Annotated in this window: 13 protein-coding genes; 3 read left to right on the forward strand and 10 right to left on the reverse strand. The window is 66.2% G+C overall.

Going from position 1 to position 15,684, the window contains the following annotated elements; all coding sequences use genetic code 11:
* Positions 1-80: 80 nt before the first annotated feature.
* From QQA13_RS13250 to QQA13_RS13285, 7 genes are all read right to left on the reverse strand, one after another.
* A complete protein-coding gene (locus QQA13_RS13250) occupies positions 81-1,106 on the reverse strand; it encodes an energy transducer TonB (protein ID WP_108470454.1) in 1,026 nt (341 codons plus the stop codon).
* A 374-nt stretch (positions 1,107-1,480) separates the two neighbouring features.
* Positions 1,481-2,014, reverse strand: coding sequence for a met regulon transcriptional regulator MetJ (gene metJ / locus QQA13_RS16215; RefSeq protein ID WP_108470453.1), 534 nt, complete (start codon positions 2,012-2,014; stop codon positions 1,481-1,483).
* Between the two features lie 692 nt (positions 2,015-2,706).
* On the reverse strand, positions 2,707-3,102 hold the full coding sequence (gcvH, locus tag QQA13_RS13265; RefSeq protein WP_108470452.1) for a glycine cleavage system protein GcvH: 396 nt from the start codon (positions 3,100-3,102) through the stop codon (positions 2,707-2,709).
* A 92-nt stretch (positions 3,103-3,194) separates the two neighbouring features.
* The gene (gcvT, locus tag QQA13_RS13270; RefSeq protein ID WP_108470451.1) at positions 3,195-4,295 is read right to left on the reverse strand and encodes a glycine cleavage system aminomethyltransferase GcvT; all 1,101 of its coding nucleotides are present in this window, start codon (positions 4,293-4,295) and stop codon (positions 3,195-3,197) included.
* An 87-nt stretch (positions 4,296-4,382) separates the two neighbouring features.
* The gene (cysC, locus tag QQA13_RS13275) at positions 4,383-6,275 is read right to left on the reverse strand and encodes an adenylyl-sulfate kinase (RefSeq protein ID WP_108470450.1); all 1,893 of its coding nucleotides are present in this window, start codon (positions 6,273-6,275) and stop codon (positions 4,383-4,385) included.
* The gene (gene cysD / locus QQA13_RS13280) at positions 6,275-7,192 is read right to left on the reverse strand and encodes a sulfate adenylyltransferase subunit CysD (RefSeq protein ID WP_108470449.1); all 918 of its coding nucleotides are present in this window, start codon (positions 7,190-7,192) and stop codon (positions 6,275-6,277) included. The genes cysC and cysD overlap by 1 nt, the downstream gene beginning before the upstream one ends.
* Positions 7,193-7,446: 254 nt before the next feature.
* On the reverse strand, positions 7,447-8,844 hold the full coding sequence (locus tag QQA13_RS13285) for an amidase (protein WP_108470448.1): 1,398 nt from the start codon (positions 8,842-8,844) through the stop codon (positions 7,447-7,449).
* A gap of 169 nt (positions 8,845-9,013) precedes the next feature.
* On the opposite strand from QQA13_RS13285, the gene QQA13_RS13290 reads away from it, so the two are divergent.
* Positions 9,014-10,624, forward strand: coding sequence for an electron transfer flavoprotein-ubiquinone oxidoreductase (locus QQA13_RS13290; protein ID WP_108470447.1), 1,611 nt, complete (start codon positions 9,014-9,016; stop codon positions 10,622-10,624).
* Between the two features lie 16 nt (positions 10,625-10,640).
* Here QQA13_RS13290 and QQA13_RS13295 read toward each other — a convergent pair whose 3' ends face one another.
* The 3 genes from QQA13_RS13295 to galE form a co-directional block, all read right to left on the reverse strand.
* Positions 10,641-11,471 carry a glycosyltransferase family 2 protein gene (locus QQA13_RS13295; protein WP_286042167.1) on the reverse strand — a complete coding sequence of 277 codons (831 nt, stop codon included), beginning with the start codon at positions 11,469-11,471 and terminating at the stop codon, positions 10,641-10,643.
* A 100-nt stretch (positions 11,472-11,571) separates the two neighbouring features.
* Positions 11,572-12,558, reverse strand: coding sequence for a glycosyltransferase family 2 protein (locus QQA13_RS13300; protein WP_108470514.1), 987 nt, complete (start codon positions 12,556-12,558; stop codon positions 11,572-11,574).
* A gap of 43 nt (positions 12,559-12,601) precedes the next feature.
* Entirely contained in the window at positions 12,602-13,576 is a 975-nt protein-coding gene (gene galE, locus QQA13_RS13305) for a UDP-glucose 4-epimerase GalE (protein ID WP_108470445.1), read from the reverse strand.
* 303 nt (positions 13,577-13,879) lie between these two features.
* On the opposite strand from galE, the gene QQA13_RS13310 reads away from it, so the two are divergent.
* Together QQA13_RS13310 and QQA13_RS13315 are read left to right on the forward strand one after the other, a co-directional pair.
* Positions 13,880-14,626 carry an electron transfer flavoprotein subunit beta/FixA family protein gene (locus tag QQA13_RS13310; RefSeq protein ID WP_108470444.1) on the forward strand — a complete coding sequence of 249 codons (747 nt, stop codon included), beginning with the start codon at positions 13,880-13,882 and terminating at the stop codon, positions 14,624-14,626.
* Positions 14,627-14,738: 112 nt separating this feature from the next.
* Positions 14,739-15,683, forward strand: a complete 945-nt coding sequence (locus QQA13_RS13315; RefSeq protein ID WP_108470443.1) for an electron transfer flavoprotein subunit alpha/FixB family protein — start codon at positions 14,739-14,741, stop codon at positions 15,681-15,683.
* The last annotated feature ends 1 nt before the right edge of the window (position 15,684 follow it).

Below are 15,684 nucleotides of genomic sequence, written 5' to 3' on the forward strand. Positions count from 1 at the left end.
GGCGCCGGGCTGCAACATCCCAAAAAAAGGGCGGCGCATGCGAAACATGCGCCGCCCTTTTTGCTTTCCTCACGTCAGGGTCAGAGCTTGAACTCGATCCGCTGCTGCTTGACGCTGGAAACAGCCGTGCCGTCTTTCATCGCCGGATTGAAGCGGTAACGTTCCACCGCGTCGATGGCGGCGCGATCGAAGACGTGGCGCGGCTGCGAATCAACCACCTTCACGTTGCTGGTCGTGCCGTCGGGATCGACCGTGAACGACACCACCACCCAGCCCTCCTGGCGTGCCCGCATCGCGGCCGTGGGATAGCGTGCCGCCATACCCTTCACCAGCACTGCTGCCGTGTCCCCGCCAGCCGCAGTAGCACCGTCCGCACTTGCGGCGCCGCCATCAGCCGCCGCACTCGCCGCGGCCTGCTGGCGCGGCTGTTGCGCGGTGCGCGCCTGCTCTGTCTTCTGCTGTTCGGCCAACTGGGCCTTTTGCTGCGCAGCCAGCTGATCTGCCGCCTGCTTTTCCGCCGCGGCCTTCTGGGCGGCCAGCTGCGCGGCCTTTTGCTGATCGACGGCCTGCTGCTTGTCCTGCGTCTTGCGCTGGGCATCCAGCTTGGAACGGAGAATGGTCAGGGTGAAGTTGGCCGGGTCGGCCTTCGCCAGCAGGTCGATCTGGCGCTGCGCTTCGCCGAGGTCACGCGAGTTGATCGCCTGCTCGGCCGAAGTGGCCGCGAACGGGAACGTCTCGCGCAACGCATCGGAAGCCACCTTGTTGCCGGGATCCTTTTCCAGCACGCGCAGGTAGAACTCGAAGGCGTTGTTGCCGGCCGGCGCCAGGTAGCGCTGCTCGTTCATGGCGCTGCGCGCCTCGGTCAGCAGCTGGTCGAGACCCATCGCCGCCACGTTGGCCGGCGGCGGCGCCGTCCGCGTCGCCGCGGAAACCGGCGTGGACGGATGACCGCCCGAGTCGGCCATGATCAGGTCCTGGTGCGGCTTGATGATCAGGAACCACGCACCCACGGCGAGCAGGGCGAAGATGGCGATGATGGCAATGATCAGGGGCCGAACGGCCCCGCGCGCATGCCGGCGCGTATGAAGTATGTATCGGGTATCCATGGTCTCTCACTGAGTGTCGACAGATACCCGCGCTTTTTCCCCCTGTCCATCCAGGAGCGGCGAATCCCCTGATTCGCCGCGGCGCGGATGTGCAGAAGGTAACTCCAATGGCGCAGCACGGCAAATGACCCGTAGACCCGTGGCGCCTGGCGGACATCCGTCGACGCAAGCCGTCGCTGCAATCGCCGGAAAGCGGCGCGGTCGAGGCGGGCAGCGGAGTGGCATGCAGCCACCGTGGAAGGAATTTGCCAGCCCCGGAAACGAAGCGTCCCGGCCAGGCCGGGACGAAGGCTTCTCGAAGTGCTCTCCCCGCGCTGGGCACCGCGGGGAGAGAAGTCGATTGCTTGTCTTATTGTGGAGTGTTGCGTGTCGCCTTACTTTTTCGCTTTGGCCTTCGCGGTCTTGGTGGCCTTCACCACCTTGGCCGGTGCAGCTTTCTTGGCGGCAGCCTTCTTCGGCGCAGCCTTCTTCGCAACCTTCTTTACAGCAGCTTTCTTGGCGGCTGCCGGCTTCTTGGCAGCTTTCTTGGCGGCCGGCTTCTTGGCGGCAGCCTTCTTGGCGGCCGGCTTCTTGGCAACCGGCTTCTTGGCGGCGGCCTTCTTCACGGCGGGTTTCTTGGCGGCGGCCTTCTTGGCGGCCGGTTTCTTTGCAGCGGATTTCTTGGCAGTGGCCATGGTTCGTCTCAGCTCCTCATCAGTTGGCAGTGGTTGCCCAGTAAAAGCGTGCAGGAACGCCTCGACCAACAAGTCGCTGTTGGTAGCGTGCCGAAGATTGTTCACTTGACGGTGGGTGCGCAAATCAGAAAGCCGCCGCAGCACATGCAGCGGAATCGAGACAGTGATCTTGCGTACTGCATTGGCCTTTTCACCGTGCTCGACATACGGCTTGATGAATTTCGTTGTCGCCATAAAACGCATTCCCCGTGATCTGTTGCGAAAGCTATCCCCGAAGATTTCTGCTGTCAATTGATTTCAATCATCAAATCAACCCGCCTCACCCCCTCCCAAACCGGCCCGCAGCCTGCCTCGACAAGGCTTTCGGGGCAATGATCCTATTTATCAAATGGACGTCCAGACATCCAAAGTTTTTTTACAAAAAAATGTAATAAACGCCCATAACCCTTGGTACACAACGGTTTCGAGGCATGAGCCAAACAAAGACGCGTAAAATGGTCAACGCATGGCATCACTCGCGCGCGACACATTCCTGGCCACCGGGCGACTCCCGGCAGATGAACAGAACACGACTGAAACCCGTCAAACCGGTATCCCGGCACAGGCAAAAAATATCCGGCACCCTGCCCTAGGCGCACCCCGGGAACGGCGCGAACGGGATGTGCGGCACTCCGGCGCTGCTCGCTGATGGCGACGCCGCGAGGTCGATTCGCGCGCGATGGCATCGTCGATGACATGCATGCGCGGCGCGATCATCGGGATGATTTCATCGGAGGAGAGGAGCTCGCCTGCGGACCCACGGTTTCGCTCGATGGCACACACGGAGAATGAAGCGGCCGCATGCATGGCGCGATGACACGTCCACCCCGGAAACAGTGCCGGCCGCACTGGGCGGCCGGCAAGGTCGAGCATGTTCGCGGGTGACTTCAGTGGTCTTCGTTCTCGACCAGTTCTTCGTAGTCGTTCGCGTCGAGTAGTTCGTCGAGCTCGGCGCGGTCGCTGGGGCGCACCAAGAAGATCCAGCCTTCGCCGAAGGCATCCTCATTGATGGTCTCGGGCTTGTCGTTGAGCAGCTCGTTGACCGCGACGACCTCGCCGGACACCGGCGAATAGATGTCCGAGGCGGCCTTCACCGACTCGACCACCGCGGCGCCGACGCCGGCCTTCACGGCGGAGCCGACTTCCGGCAGCTCGACGTAGACCAGATCGCCGAGCTGGCCCTGCGCGTGGTCGGAGATGCCCACCCGGACCAGGCCGTCGTCTTCGGCGCGGGCCCACTCGTGGGACTTGAGGAATTTCAGATCGCCGGGAATCTCGCTCATGATCGGGGTCCAGTCGTTGGGTTGGGTCGGGTTACAGGCGGTGATTCTAGCCACATCCGCCGGGGGAAGAATGTACCGCGGCGCGATGCCGCTCAGATCCCTTCGCAGGGCTTGCCGTCGCGCACGAACGGGTATTTCACCAGGCGCACCGGCACTTCGCGGCCGCGGATATCCACGCGGATCGCACCCGGCTCGCCGACGGGTATGCGTGCGAACGCCACCGCCTTGTCCAGCGTCGGCGCAAAACTGCCGGAGAGGATCTCGCCCTCGCCGTTCGCGGTCAGCACCTTCTGGCCGTGGCGCAGCACGCCCTTGTCGTCCAGCACCAGGCCGACCATCACACGCGGCACCCCGGCTGCCTTCTGCTGCTCCAGCGCGGCACGGCCGATGAAGTCGCGGCCTTCGTCCAGCGCGATGGTCCAGCCGAGGTTGGCCTCCCACGGCGTGACGCTCTCGTCCATATCCTGGCCGTACAGGTTCATGCCTGCTTCCAGCCGCAGCGTGTCGCGCGCGCCGAGGCCGGCCGGCGCCACGCCCGCGGCGGCCAGCGCCTCCCACAGCGCGATGGCGTGTTCGGCCGGCACGATGATCTCGAAGCCGTCCTCGCCGGTGTAGCCGGTGCGCGCCACAAACAGCGGCATGCCGTGCGGGCCCTGCGCGGCGGCGGCACTGAACTTGCCGAGCTTCTCGATGCGCGGACGGTCGACCTCATGCAGCAGGCCAAGCACCTTCGCGCGCGCATGCGGGCCCTGCACCGCGATCATCGCGAACTCGGGGCGCTCCTTCACCTGTACGTCGAACGCCTGCGCCTGGCGTTCGATCCAGGCCAGGTCCTTGGCGCGGGTGCCGGCGTTGACGACCAGCCGGAAGAACTCCTCGCCGAGGTAGTACACGATCAGGTCATCGATCACCCCGCCGCGCTCGTCCAGCATGCAGGAGTACAGCGCCTTGCCGTGCACCTTCAGCTTGTCGATGTTGTTGGCCAGCAGGTGGCGCAGGAATTCCCGGGTGCGCGCGCCGTGCAGGTCGACCACGGTCATGTGCGAGACGTCGAACATGCCGGCGTCACGACGCACCGCGTGGTGCTCCTCGATCTGCGAGCCGTAGTTGATCGGCATGTCCCAGCCGCCGAAGTCGACCATGCGCGCGCCGAGCGCACGGTGGGTGGCGTTGAGTATGGTCTTCTCGGTCATCGCGGCGGCGCCTTGCGGGGAAAGTCCCACATTATCGCCGCCGGCAACGGGCAATCCAAGCGGTGCGCGGCCGTTGGCCGCGGTGCGTCAGTCGTCCGCGCCGCCATCCAGCGTGGCCAGCACCCGCGCCACGACCTGTTCGGCCAGCTGCTCGGCGCGCTGCCCGTCGCTCAGCAGATGGATGTCCGGCGCCTCGGGCCGCTCGTACGGCGCGTCGATGCCGGTAAAGTTGCGGATCGTGCCGGCGCGCGCCTTGCGGTACAGGCCCTTCGGATCGCGCCGCTCGCACTCCGCCAGCGGCGCGTCCACGAACACTTCCATGAATTCCGACGCGGCGAACAGTTCGCGCGCGGAGCGCCGCTCGCTGCGGTACGGCGAGATCGCGCTGACCAGCACGATCAACCCGGCGTCCACCATCAGGTGCGCCACCTCGGCGATGCGGCGGATGTTCTCCACGCGATCCTGCGGGGTGAAGCCCAGATCCCGGTTGATGCCGTGGCGCACGTTGTCGCCGTCGAGCAGGTAGGTATGGCAACCCAGCGCATGCAGGCGGCGCTCGACCAGATTCGCAACGGTGGACTTGCCGGCGCCGGACAGGCCGGTGAACCACAGGCACAGCGGCTGCTGGCCCTTGCTGGAGGCGCGCACGCCCTTGTCGATGTCGACATGCTGCCAGTGCACGTTGGCCGAGCGGCCGAGCGCGAAGTCCAGCATGCCGCAGGCCACCGTGGCGTTGCTCTGGCGGTCGATCAGGATGAAGCCGCCCAGCGTGCGGTTGTCCGCGTACGCCTCGAACGCGACCTCGTCGTCCAGGCCCAGCGTGCAGTAGCCCACCTCGTTGAGCGCCAGCTGCCGCGCGGCGAGCTTGGCCTGGCTGTTGACGTCCACCTTGTGCTTGATCGACATCACCCGCGCGTTGACGGTACGCGTGCCGAGCTTCAGCCAGTAGGCGCGGTTCGGCAGCAGCGCATTGTCACCCAGCCACAGCAGGTGGCAGGCGAACTGGTCGGCCACCAGCGCCGGACGCTGCGCGTCAGCGATCACGTCACCGCGGCTCGCGTCGATCTCGCGGTCCAGGCACAGCGTCACCGCCTGGCCGTCGCCGGCGCTGGCCAGCTCGCCGTCGGCGGTGACGATGCGTTCGATGCGCGCGTGCTGCACGCCGGGCTGCACGATCACCTCGTCGCCCTTCGCCACGCGGCCGCCGCAGATCGTGCCGGCGTAGCCGCGGAACGACTGGTCGGGCCGGTTCACCCACTGCACCGGCATGCGGAAATCCGCCCCACGCGCAGGCATCACGTCGGCCGACTCCAGCAGTTCCAGCAGGCTGGGTCCCTGGTACCAGGGCATGCGCGCGGAACGCGTGCCCACGTTGTCGCCGCCCGGCGCGATCACCGGCAGGCATGCCACGCTGGCGATGCCCAGCGTTTGCGCCAGCGCCTGGTAAGCCTCGCTGATCTCGCGATAGACGGCCTCATCGCAACCGACCAGATCCATCTTGTTCACCGCCAGCAGCACCTGGCGGATGCCGAGCAGGCTGCATATATAAGTGTGCCGGCGGGTCTGCGGCAGCAGGCCCTTGCGCGCGTCCACCAGCACCACCGCCAGCTCGGCGTTGGAGGCGCCGGTGGCCATGTTGCGCGTGTACTGTTCGTGTCCGGGGCAGTCGGCCACGATGAAGCTGCGCCGCGCGGTGTGGAAGTAGCGGTAGGCGACGTCGATGGTGATGCCCTGCTCGCGCTCCGCGTCCAAGCCGTCGGTGAGCAGGGCGAAATCCAGCGTGTCACCCGCATCGGCATGCAGCCGGCGGCTGTCGCGCGCCAGCACGGCGAGCTGGTCGTCCGGCACCGTGCCGGCGTCGTACAGCAGGCGGCCGAGCAGGGTGCTCTTGCCGTCGTCCACGCTGCCGCAGGTGATGAAGCGCAGCAGACTCTTGTCGGCGTCGGCAGCCGTGATGGCGGAAGCAGTCGAGGCGGCCATCAGAAGTAACCCTCCTGCTTCTTGCGTTCCATCGAGGCGTCCGGGTCGTGGTCGATCACCCGGCCCTGCCGCTCGGAGCTGCGCGAGTCGGCCATCTCCTGGATGATCTTGTCCAGCGTGTCGGCGGATGACTCCACCGCGCCGGTGAGCGGATAGCAGCCCAGCGTGCGGAAGCGCACTTCGCGCATTTCCACCGCCTCGCCCTCACGCAAAGTGAAGCGCTCATCGTCGACCATGATCAGCGCGCCGTCGCGCGCCACCACCGGGCGCGGTTTGGCGAAGTACAGCGGCACCACCGGGATGTTCTCGCGGCGGATGTACAGCCACACATCCATCTCGGTCCAGTTGGACAGCGGGAACACCCGCACGCTCTCGCCCTTGCGGATCTGCGTGTTGTAGGTATGCCAGAACTCCGGGCGCTGGCGCTTCGGGTCCCAGCGATGCTGCGCGTTGCGGAACGAGAACACGCGCTCCTTCGCGCGCGACTTCTCCTCGTCGCGGCGGGCGCCGCCGATCGCCGCGTCGAAACCGTACTGGTCCAGCGCCTGCTTCAGCGCCTGGGTCTTCATCACGTCGGTGTGCACGGTGGCGCCGTGGGTCAGCGGCGAGATACCCTGGCGCACGCCGTCCTGGTTGATGTGCACCAGCACCTGCACGTCGCCGGCTGCGGCCACCTGATCGCGGAACGCGATCATCTCGCGGAACTTCCAGGTGGTGTCGACATGCAGCAGCGGCAGCGGCGGCTTCGCCGGATGGAACGCCTTGCGCAGCAGGTGCAGCAGCACCGAGGAATCCTTGCCGATCGAATACAGCATCACCGGGTGGCGGAAGCTGGCCGCCACCTCGCGGAAGATGTGGATGCTTTCCGCCTCGAGGTCGTCGAGGTGCGAGCGCGTCGACGCGTTGTCTTTGCTCATGCGTGGAACCCAGGCCAGTCTTGCGCGGCGCGCCATCGCGCGCCGGTCATCCGGGCATGTTACGCGATCGCCGGCGGGGTTCCGAAATAACCTTGCCCGGCGCGCGCAGCCACGCGGGGCATATGCGCAGCGGATTTCCCCTCCCCCTGCATGCAGGGGGAGGCCGGGAGGGGGGCTTCTCGGGATGAGCGCACGAGCAAAAAGCACCCCACCCCAACCCTCCCCTGCGCGCAGGGGAGGGTGCGCGATGCACGTCAGGCGATCACCGGATACGTCGGCTCGACATCCAGCGTGGCCGCACACACCGAGGCCAGCTCCAGCAGGCGCAGGTCCGAGCCGCGCGCGCCGACCAGCTGCAGGCCCACCGGCATGCCATTCGGCAGCGTGCCCATCGGCAGGCTCACCGCGGGGCAACCGGCCAGGCTGGCGAAACTGGTGAGGTCACCCTGCGAATCGGGCACCGGACCGTCCAGCGGGAACGCGCCCTGCGGCGTGGTCGGCAGCACCAGCACGTCGACCTGGGCGAACAGCCGGCGCATCTTCAGCGTGGCCGCGTCGAGCACGCGGTCGGCCATCGCGTAGTCGGCCGCGCTCTTGCCGGCGGCGTAGCCGAGCAGGCGGCGGAAATGTTCCGATACCGGGTGTTCGGTGTTGGCCAGGTCCGCGGCGAAGGTGCCAAGCATCTCTGCCTCCATCAACAGCAGGCCGGCGCGGCGGGTGCGCGCGAAATCCCAGTCGGCGAAGTCGACCGTGCGGCGATCGCCCAGCGCATGCGGCAATTTCGCCATGGCTGCCTCGAACACCTCGACGACTTCCGGCTGCACGCCAACCGCAGCCAGGTCCGGCAGCAGGCCCGCGCGCAGGTTGCCCGGTTCCCAGTCCGGCAGCGCGAACGCGACGCGCCGGCGGCGCGAACGGGCATCGTCGGCGTCGTAGCCGGCCAGCACCTGCAGCAAGACGGTGAGGTCATCCGCGCTGCGCGCCAGCAGGCCGACCGCGTCGAGCCGGCGCGCCGCCGGCACCAGGCCGCGCGCGGAGATCTCGCCGTGCGTCGGCTTCAGCGCATACACGCCGCAATAGCTGGCCGGGATGCGGATCGAACCCAGGCTGTCCGAACCCACCGCGGCCACCGCCAGGCCTGCCGCCACGGCCGCCGCCGCACCGCCGGAGGAACCACCGGCTGTATAGCCGTGCCGGTGCGGGTTGTGGGTGGCACCGAAGTGCGGGTTGTCGGTGACCGCACCCAGCGCGCCCTCGTCCATGTTGGTCTTGCCCAGCAGCACCGCGCCGGACGCACGCAGCCGCGCCACCACGTGCGCATCCTCCTGCACCGGCTTGTCGCGACCGGGCAGGCCGACCCGCGTGGGCCAGCCGGCGATGTCGAAGTTGTCCTTCAGGGCCAGCGGAATACCGTCCAGCCGCCCGATCACGCCCTCGCGGCGGCGGCGGTCGGCCAGCTGCGACTGGTCCTGCACCAGGCCCGAACGCTGGTCGACATAAGCATGGAGTTGCGGATCGATCCGCTCGATCGCCTGCTGGTAGACGTCGGCCAGCGCCTGCGGCTGCACGCGGCCCACCGCCAGCCAATGCAGCAACTGGCACAGCGAGGCGCGGCGCAGGTCGAGATCGGCGATCGGCGGCATCGAATTCATGAACGCTCCCTTGGTTTGGCCCGATTATCGCCGCGTCCGGTGAAGCTATTGCAAGCGGTGGCGCAGCACGCGTTGCCGCACGGCGCGCGAAAACGGACAATGGCGGCCTGCCCCATACCCGCGCGCACGGCAACCGCCGGCGCCACCACCCAGCCTCAGGGAGTCCGCCATGAGCGAACGCGAAACCATGGAATACGACGTCGTCGTGGTCGGTGCCGGTCCGGCCGGCCTGTCGTTCGCGATTCGCCTGAAGCAGCTGAAGCCGGACACGAGCGTGTGCGTGATCGAGAAGTCATCGACCATCGGCGCGCAGATCCTCTCCGGCGCGGTGATCGAGCCGCAGCCGCTGGACGCGCTGCTGCCCGGCTGGCGCAGCAACCCGCCGCCGATCTGCGTGCCGGCCGGCGAGGACGAGTTCTGGCTGCTGTCGAAAACCGGCGGGCACAAGATGATGGTGCCGCCGGGCATGAAGAACCACGGCAACTTCATCGTCTCGCTGGGCGCGATGTGCGCGTGGCTGGCGCCGCAGGCCGAGGCACTGGGCGTGGACGTATTCCCCGGCTTCGCCGCCGCCGACAACATCTATGACGAGCATGGCGCGGTTGCCGGCGTGCGCATCGGCGACATGGGCGTGGCGAAGGACGGTTCGCACAAGGCCGGCTACACCCAGGGCATCGACATCAAGGCCAAGGTCACCGTGCTGGCCGAAGGCGCGCGCGGCAGCCTCACCAAGCAGCTGATCAAGCGCTACGCGCTGGACAAGGACAGCGACCCGCAGGGTTACTCGATCGGCATCAAGGAGCTGTGGCAACTGCCGCCGGGCCGCGTCACCCCGGGCAAGATCGTGCACAGCTTCGGCTGGCCCGCCGACACGCATACCTATGGCGGCAGCTTCGTGTACCACCTGGACCAGGACCGCATTGCGCTGGGCTACGTCAGCGGGCTCGACTACAGCGACCCCAAGTACCAGCCGTGGGAAGCGTTCCAGCAGTGGAAGAACCACCCGATGAACCTGCCGCTGCTGGAAGGCGGCAGCATCCTCTCCGCCGGCGCGCGCGCGATCGTCACCGGCGGCTGGCAGTCGCTGCCCAAATGCGAGATGCCCGGCGCGCTCTTGATCGGCGACACCGCCGGCCTGCTCAACGTGCCGAAGGTGAAAGGCACCCACCAGGCGATCCGCAGCGGCATGCTCGCCGCCGAGCACCTGGCCGCGAACGGCCTCAGGGCCGAAGGCTTCGACGCGAAGCTGCGCGGCTCCGAGGCGATGGCCGAGCTGAGGAAGGTGCGCAACATCAAGCCCGCATTCAAGAAGGGCCTGTGGTTCGGCATGCTCAACGCCGCCTGGGAAACCGCCACCGGCGGGCTGTCGCCGTGGACGCTGAAGAACAAGCCCGACTGGTCCAGCCTGCACAAGCTGGGCGAGTACGAAGAACCGAAGCGCGACTACGTGCAGCGCACGCTGCCGCCGCGCGACCGCCTGGCCAGCGTCTACTTCGCCGCCACCGAGCACGACGAGGACCAGCCGGTGCACCTCAAGGTGGCCGACACCGACATCTGCGCCACCAAGTGCGTCGAGGAGTACGACAACCCCTGCACGCGCTTCTGTCCCGCCAACGTCTACGAGATGGTGGCCGACGAAACCCAGCCGCACGGCAAGCGCCTGCAGATCAACTCCGCCAACTGCGTGCACTGCAAGACCTGCGACATCAAGGACCCGTACGAGATCATCACCTGGGTCACGCCGGAGGGCGGTTCGGGGCCGAATTACCAGAACCTGTAAGCAGTCGCAGTCGCGCTCAGCCGTATCCGGAAAGCTCGTCCGGGCACGCCCCACGCCGGCCCCGCAGGCCGTCGTGCAGGCCGCGCAGCATGCAACGCAGGTTGCGCCAGCGCGGGCCGACCAGCACGCCGAAAAGGAACAACTTGGCCAACACCCTTGGCAGATCCTGCGCAACCCATGTCCGCGGCGTGTGCGGCAGCCGGTACAGCAGCAGGCGATTGCGCATCATGTAGTACAACCGCAGCGAACCATGCACCACGATCTGCCTGCGGCCGAACGGCAGCGCGCGGCGGCCGTCGCCGAGACGGTGATACATGGTCGCCGCACATACGCCATGTAGCGCATAACCCTGCGCCCGCGCGCGAAAACCCCATTCCAGATCCACGTTGTCGATGAACAAGCCTGCGTCCATCGGGCCCACCCGATCCAACACGGCCAACGGAATCAGCATACCCGAGCTGATCAGGAAATCGCAGGCGATGGATGGCGTATCGGCAGCACACCACTGTTTGCGGTTCAGCGGGAAACCGATGCGCACGAAGGGCGCATCGCGGTGCTCGCGCAGGTCATGGAAACGCGGCCCCACCGCAGCCACCCTGCTGGTTGCGGACAGCACCTGCAGTGCCCGCCACAGGGCAGCCACCATGCCGGCGTCCGGTTGGCTGTCCTGGTCCAGCAGCAGCACATGGCAAAAACCACGCGCACGGGCCCAGTCGATGCCGACGTTCTGCGCGGCAGCCAGCCCGATATTGCGTGGCTGATCCAGCAACGCCCCGCCGTGAGCGGCCAACAGTTCACCGACCGCCATCTGCCAGCCTCCGGCGCTGGCGTTGTCGACCAGCGCCACGGCGCCGACCTGCGGCATTACCGTCTCCAGCAGATCGGCAATAGCGGCCGGGTCGGGCTGGTAGCTCACGATCACCGCGCAGACGTCGCTGACAGGAGCCTCAGTCATGTCGCAGCAAATCCCGCAACATCGAGCGACCGCCGGTGCCGTAGCGGCGATAGCAGCCGCTGCGCGCCTCCCGGATGATCGCCGGCAGGCGCCGTAGCCGTGGTAGACGGCCGATCGCCACGCGCCGATCGAAATGATCGAACTTGTGACACACCTGGGCGGCGCGTTCGGCGCTGCCGGGGAATCCGCTCCGGGTCAGGAATGCTTCCAGTTGCTTCAAGCGCAGCGCCTCATCGGACAACAGGCGGCCGCGCGGCAGCAGCAGGTCCTGCCACTTCATCGCCAGCGTGCGCCTGCGCATGCCGATCTGGTTGGCGCCATGCTGGCGGTAATCGATCAGCGGTTCGTCGACAAAGTCGATCTTGCCAACCGCCGCCGCCACCGCAGTCAGCCATTCGTCGTGAACCCAGCCCGTTTCCACCGGCAGCGCCAGCTCCACCAGGCTGCGTCGCAATGCCGCAGTGGCGCCGGTCACGAAGCTGCGCCGCAGTACCACATCGAACGCATTGCCGGCATGGATCGCCTGCTTCTCCTGCGGCGTCATCTGCAGCGCGTCGAACAGCGAACATTGCAGCGAACGGCCCTGCGCATCCACCAGCCGCGCATCGCTGTGCAGCAAAAGCAGCGACGGATCGCGCTCGAGGCGTTCGACCATCCGCGCCAGCTTGTCGGCGCGCCATACGTCGTCCTGGTCGCACAGGAACAGCAGCCCACCCTCCGCCCTACGCAAGCCTGCGGAAAAATTGCCTACGTAACCGAGGTTTTCCGGGTTGCGCTGCAACTGCACCGCGATACCGGTCTCACGCGCCCGTTGCGCGAACGCCTGCAGCATATCCATGCTGGCGTCGGTCGAGCCGTCATCAGCGATCACGATCTCGTCCGGCAGGCGCGTCTGCGCCAGCAGGCTGTCCAGCTGCGGCTGCAGGTAGGCAGCGCCGTTATAGGTACAGAGCACGATGGACAGGTGCGGACGCGTCATGATCACTCGTTGGTACGGAGGGGGTGCCAAACTACCGATTGCATCAGTAGCGCGGCAGACAATGCCAACGGTATGCGGTCTCGATAATCCGCTCGATATCAGTAAAGGCGGGAGACCATCCCAGCTGTTCTCGTGCACGCTTGCTGGAAGCTACCAGCACAGGTGGGTCACCCGGGCGCCGTGGAGCACGCTCAAACGCAATTTGCGTGCCCACAGTCCTCTGCGCTGCGGCAATGACCTCAAGCACGGTAAAACCTTGTCCATTTCCAAGGTTGAACACGTGTGCTCCATCATGTGTCGACATGAACTCCACCGCTCTCAGATGTGCCGTTGCCAGATCGTTGACGTGAACATAGTCACGCACGCAGGTACCGTCACGAGTCGGGTAGTCATCACCAAAAACCCTTAGTTGACCACCCTTGCCAAGCGCCGCCCGCAAGACATTCGGAATCAGGTGCGTTTCCGGCTCGTGCGATTCGCCGATATCACCAAACGTATCGGCACCAGCGGCATTGAAATAGCGCAGTGCTACGGAACGCAAACCATAGGCGAGCGCCGCATCAGCAAGAATCCGTTCGACCATCAGCTTGCTGGCACCATACGGATTGATCGGCCGAGTGGGATGATCCTCGTCGATCAGCTCATACTCCGGATTGCCAAACACGGCTGCCGTCGAGGAAAACACCAGCTTGTCGACGTTTGCCCTTCGCATGGCCTGCAACAGGTTCAAGGTACCTGCGACATTGTTCTGGTAGTAGAGATATGGCTCCTTCACCGAAACGCCCACCAGCGACAGGGCGCAGAAGTGCATTACCGCATCAACCCGGTGGACAGCGAACAGGGCTTGCAGTGCCTTTGCATCCGACAGGTCGCCCTCGATGAGAGCGGCTTCGCCTATCGACTCCCGATGCCCTGTCGACAGGTTGTCGAACACCACGACCTCGTGCTTCTGCGCAAGCAGATGACGCACCATGTGCGAACCGATGTAACCCGCGCCGCCACAAACCAACACTTTCATGCATTGCTCCTCGATACCTGCCGCGGATCATATCCGCCCTTCTGCACTTCCGCGGTTGACTCCCGGCCCCATCCCACTGCCTGTCAACAGCGGCGGACGCGGCTCCAAGGAATCATTCGATGCTTTCCTGACAGCGCTTAAGACCCAGCCTCTCGGCCGCGATTGCTCACGAATCGGGATATCTGAAGCCATTTCCGGATACCTCCATACCTAGCCGCATGGAAGGTTCGAACGAGTTAGAATACCGCGCTGAACCACCGCGCCCCGCCACCCCGGCGCCCTGCAATTCAAAAGGAACAGCTGATGAAAATTCTGGTTGGTTACAAGCGCGTCGTGGACTACAACGTGCGCATCCAGGTCAAGCCCGACGGCACCGGCGTGGTCACCGACGGGGTGAAGCTGTCCGCCAATCCGTTCGACGACATCGCGCTGGAAGAGGCTTTGCGCCTGCGCGAGAAGGGGATAGCCGAGGAAGTGATCGTGGTCGGCATCGGCCCGGCCGACCTCACCGCCCACCTGCGCAACGGCCTGGCGATGGGTGCGAACCGTGCCATCCATGTGGTCACCGGCGATGCCGTGCAGCCGCTGACCGCTGCCCGCGTGTTCCTCAGGCTGATCGAGAAGGAGCAGCCGGGGCTGGTGATCCTGGGCAAGCAGGCGATCGACGACGACGCCAACCAGACCGGCCAGATGCTCGCTGCGCTGTGGGACCGTCCGCAGGCCACCTTCGCCAGCAAGGTGGCGATCGCTGACGGCAAGGCCACGGTGACCCGCGAGGTCGACGCCGGCCTGGAAGTGATCGAGGCGGAACTGCCAGCCGTGATCACCACCGACCTGCGCCTCAACGAGCCGCGCTTCATCAAGCTGCCCGACATCATGAAGGCGAAGTCCAAGCCGATCGACACGATCGAGTTCGGTTCGCTCGGCGTCGAGGCGCACGACCACCTGAAGACCACGCACTACGCGGCACCAGCCAAGCGCAGCAAGGGCGTGATGGTGAAGGACGCGGCCGAACTGGTGGCCGCGCTGAAGCAGAAAGGCCTGCTGTAAACCCCAATTCCGGATGTAGGAGCCCGCTCGCGGGCGATGCTCTTCCTTCAAGGCCCAGAACCGAAGCATCGCCCGCAAGCGGGCTCCAACAACAAAAGCTGCGGAGACACACATGAGCAAGATCCTGGTCATCGCCGAACACCTCGGCGGCAAACTCAACTCCTCCACCGCGCGAGCGGTGAGCGCCGCCATCGCGGTGAAGGGCGAGGCGATCGACGTGCTGGTGCTGGCCGACAGCGCCGACGCCATCGCTGCCGAGGCGGCGAAGATCGAAGGCGTGAGCCGCGTGCTCACCGTGGCCCGCAGCGAGAACGCGCATGCGCTGGCCGCCGTGCTGGCGCCGCAGATCGCCAAGACCGCCGCAGGCTACAGCCACGTGTTCGTGCCCTCCACCACCTTCGGCAAGGACGTCGCCCCGCGCGTCGCCGCCCTGCTCGGCGTGGCGCAGGTCAGCGACGTGATGAGCGTGGAAGGCGCCCACACCTTCAAGCGCCCGATCTACGCCGGCAACGCGATCATCACGGTCGAGGCCGATGCCGCCCACACCGTGGTCGCCACGATCCGCTCGGCCTCCTGGCCGGCCGCCGCCAGCGGCGCCCACAGCGCACCGGTCGAGGCGCTGGCCGTCGACGCGCCCCTGCCCGCGCATACCCGCTTCGTCGAACTGAAGCAGGGCGCCAGTGACCGCCCCGACCTGCAGAGCGCCAGCAAGGTCGTCTCCGGCGGCCGTGGCGTCGGCTCGAAGGAAAACTTCGACATCATCTTCAAGTTCGCCGACAAAATTGGCGCCGCCGTCGGCGCCTCGCGCGCCGCGGTGGACGCCGGCTACGTACCCAGCGACCTGCAGGTCGGCCAGACCGGCAAGATCATCGCGCCCGAGCTGTACATGGCCATCGGCATTTCCGGCGCCATCCAGCACCTCACCGGCATCAAGGACGCCGGCACCATCGTGGCGATCAACAAGGATGGCGAGGCGCCGATCTTCGAGGTGGCGGATTTCGGGCTAGTGGGCGATTTGTTCAAGCTCGTTCCGGAGCTTGAGCAAGCCATTGGCTGAA

This window comes from Rhodanobacter thiooxydans, from assembly GCF_030291135.1.
Classification (GTDB): domain Bacteria; phylum Pseudomonadota; class Gammaproteobacteria; order Xanthomonadales; family Rhodanobacteraceae; genus Rhodanobacter; species Rhodanobacter thiooxydans_A.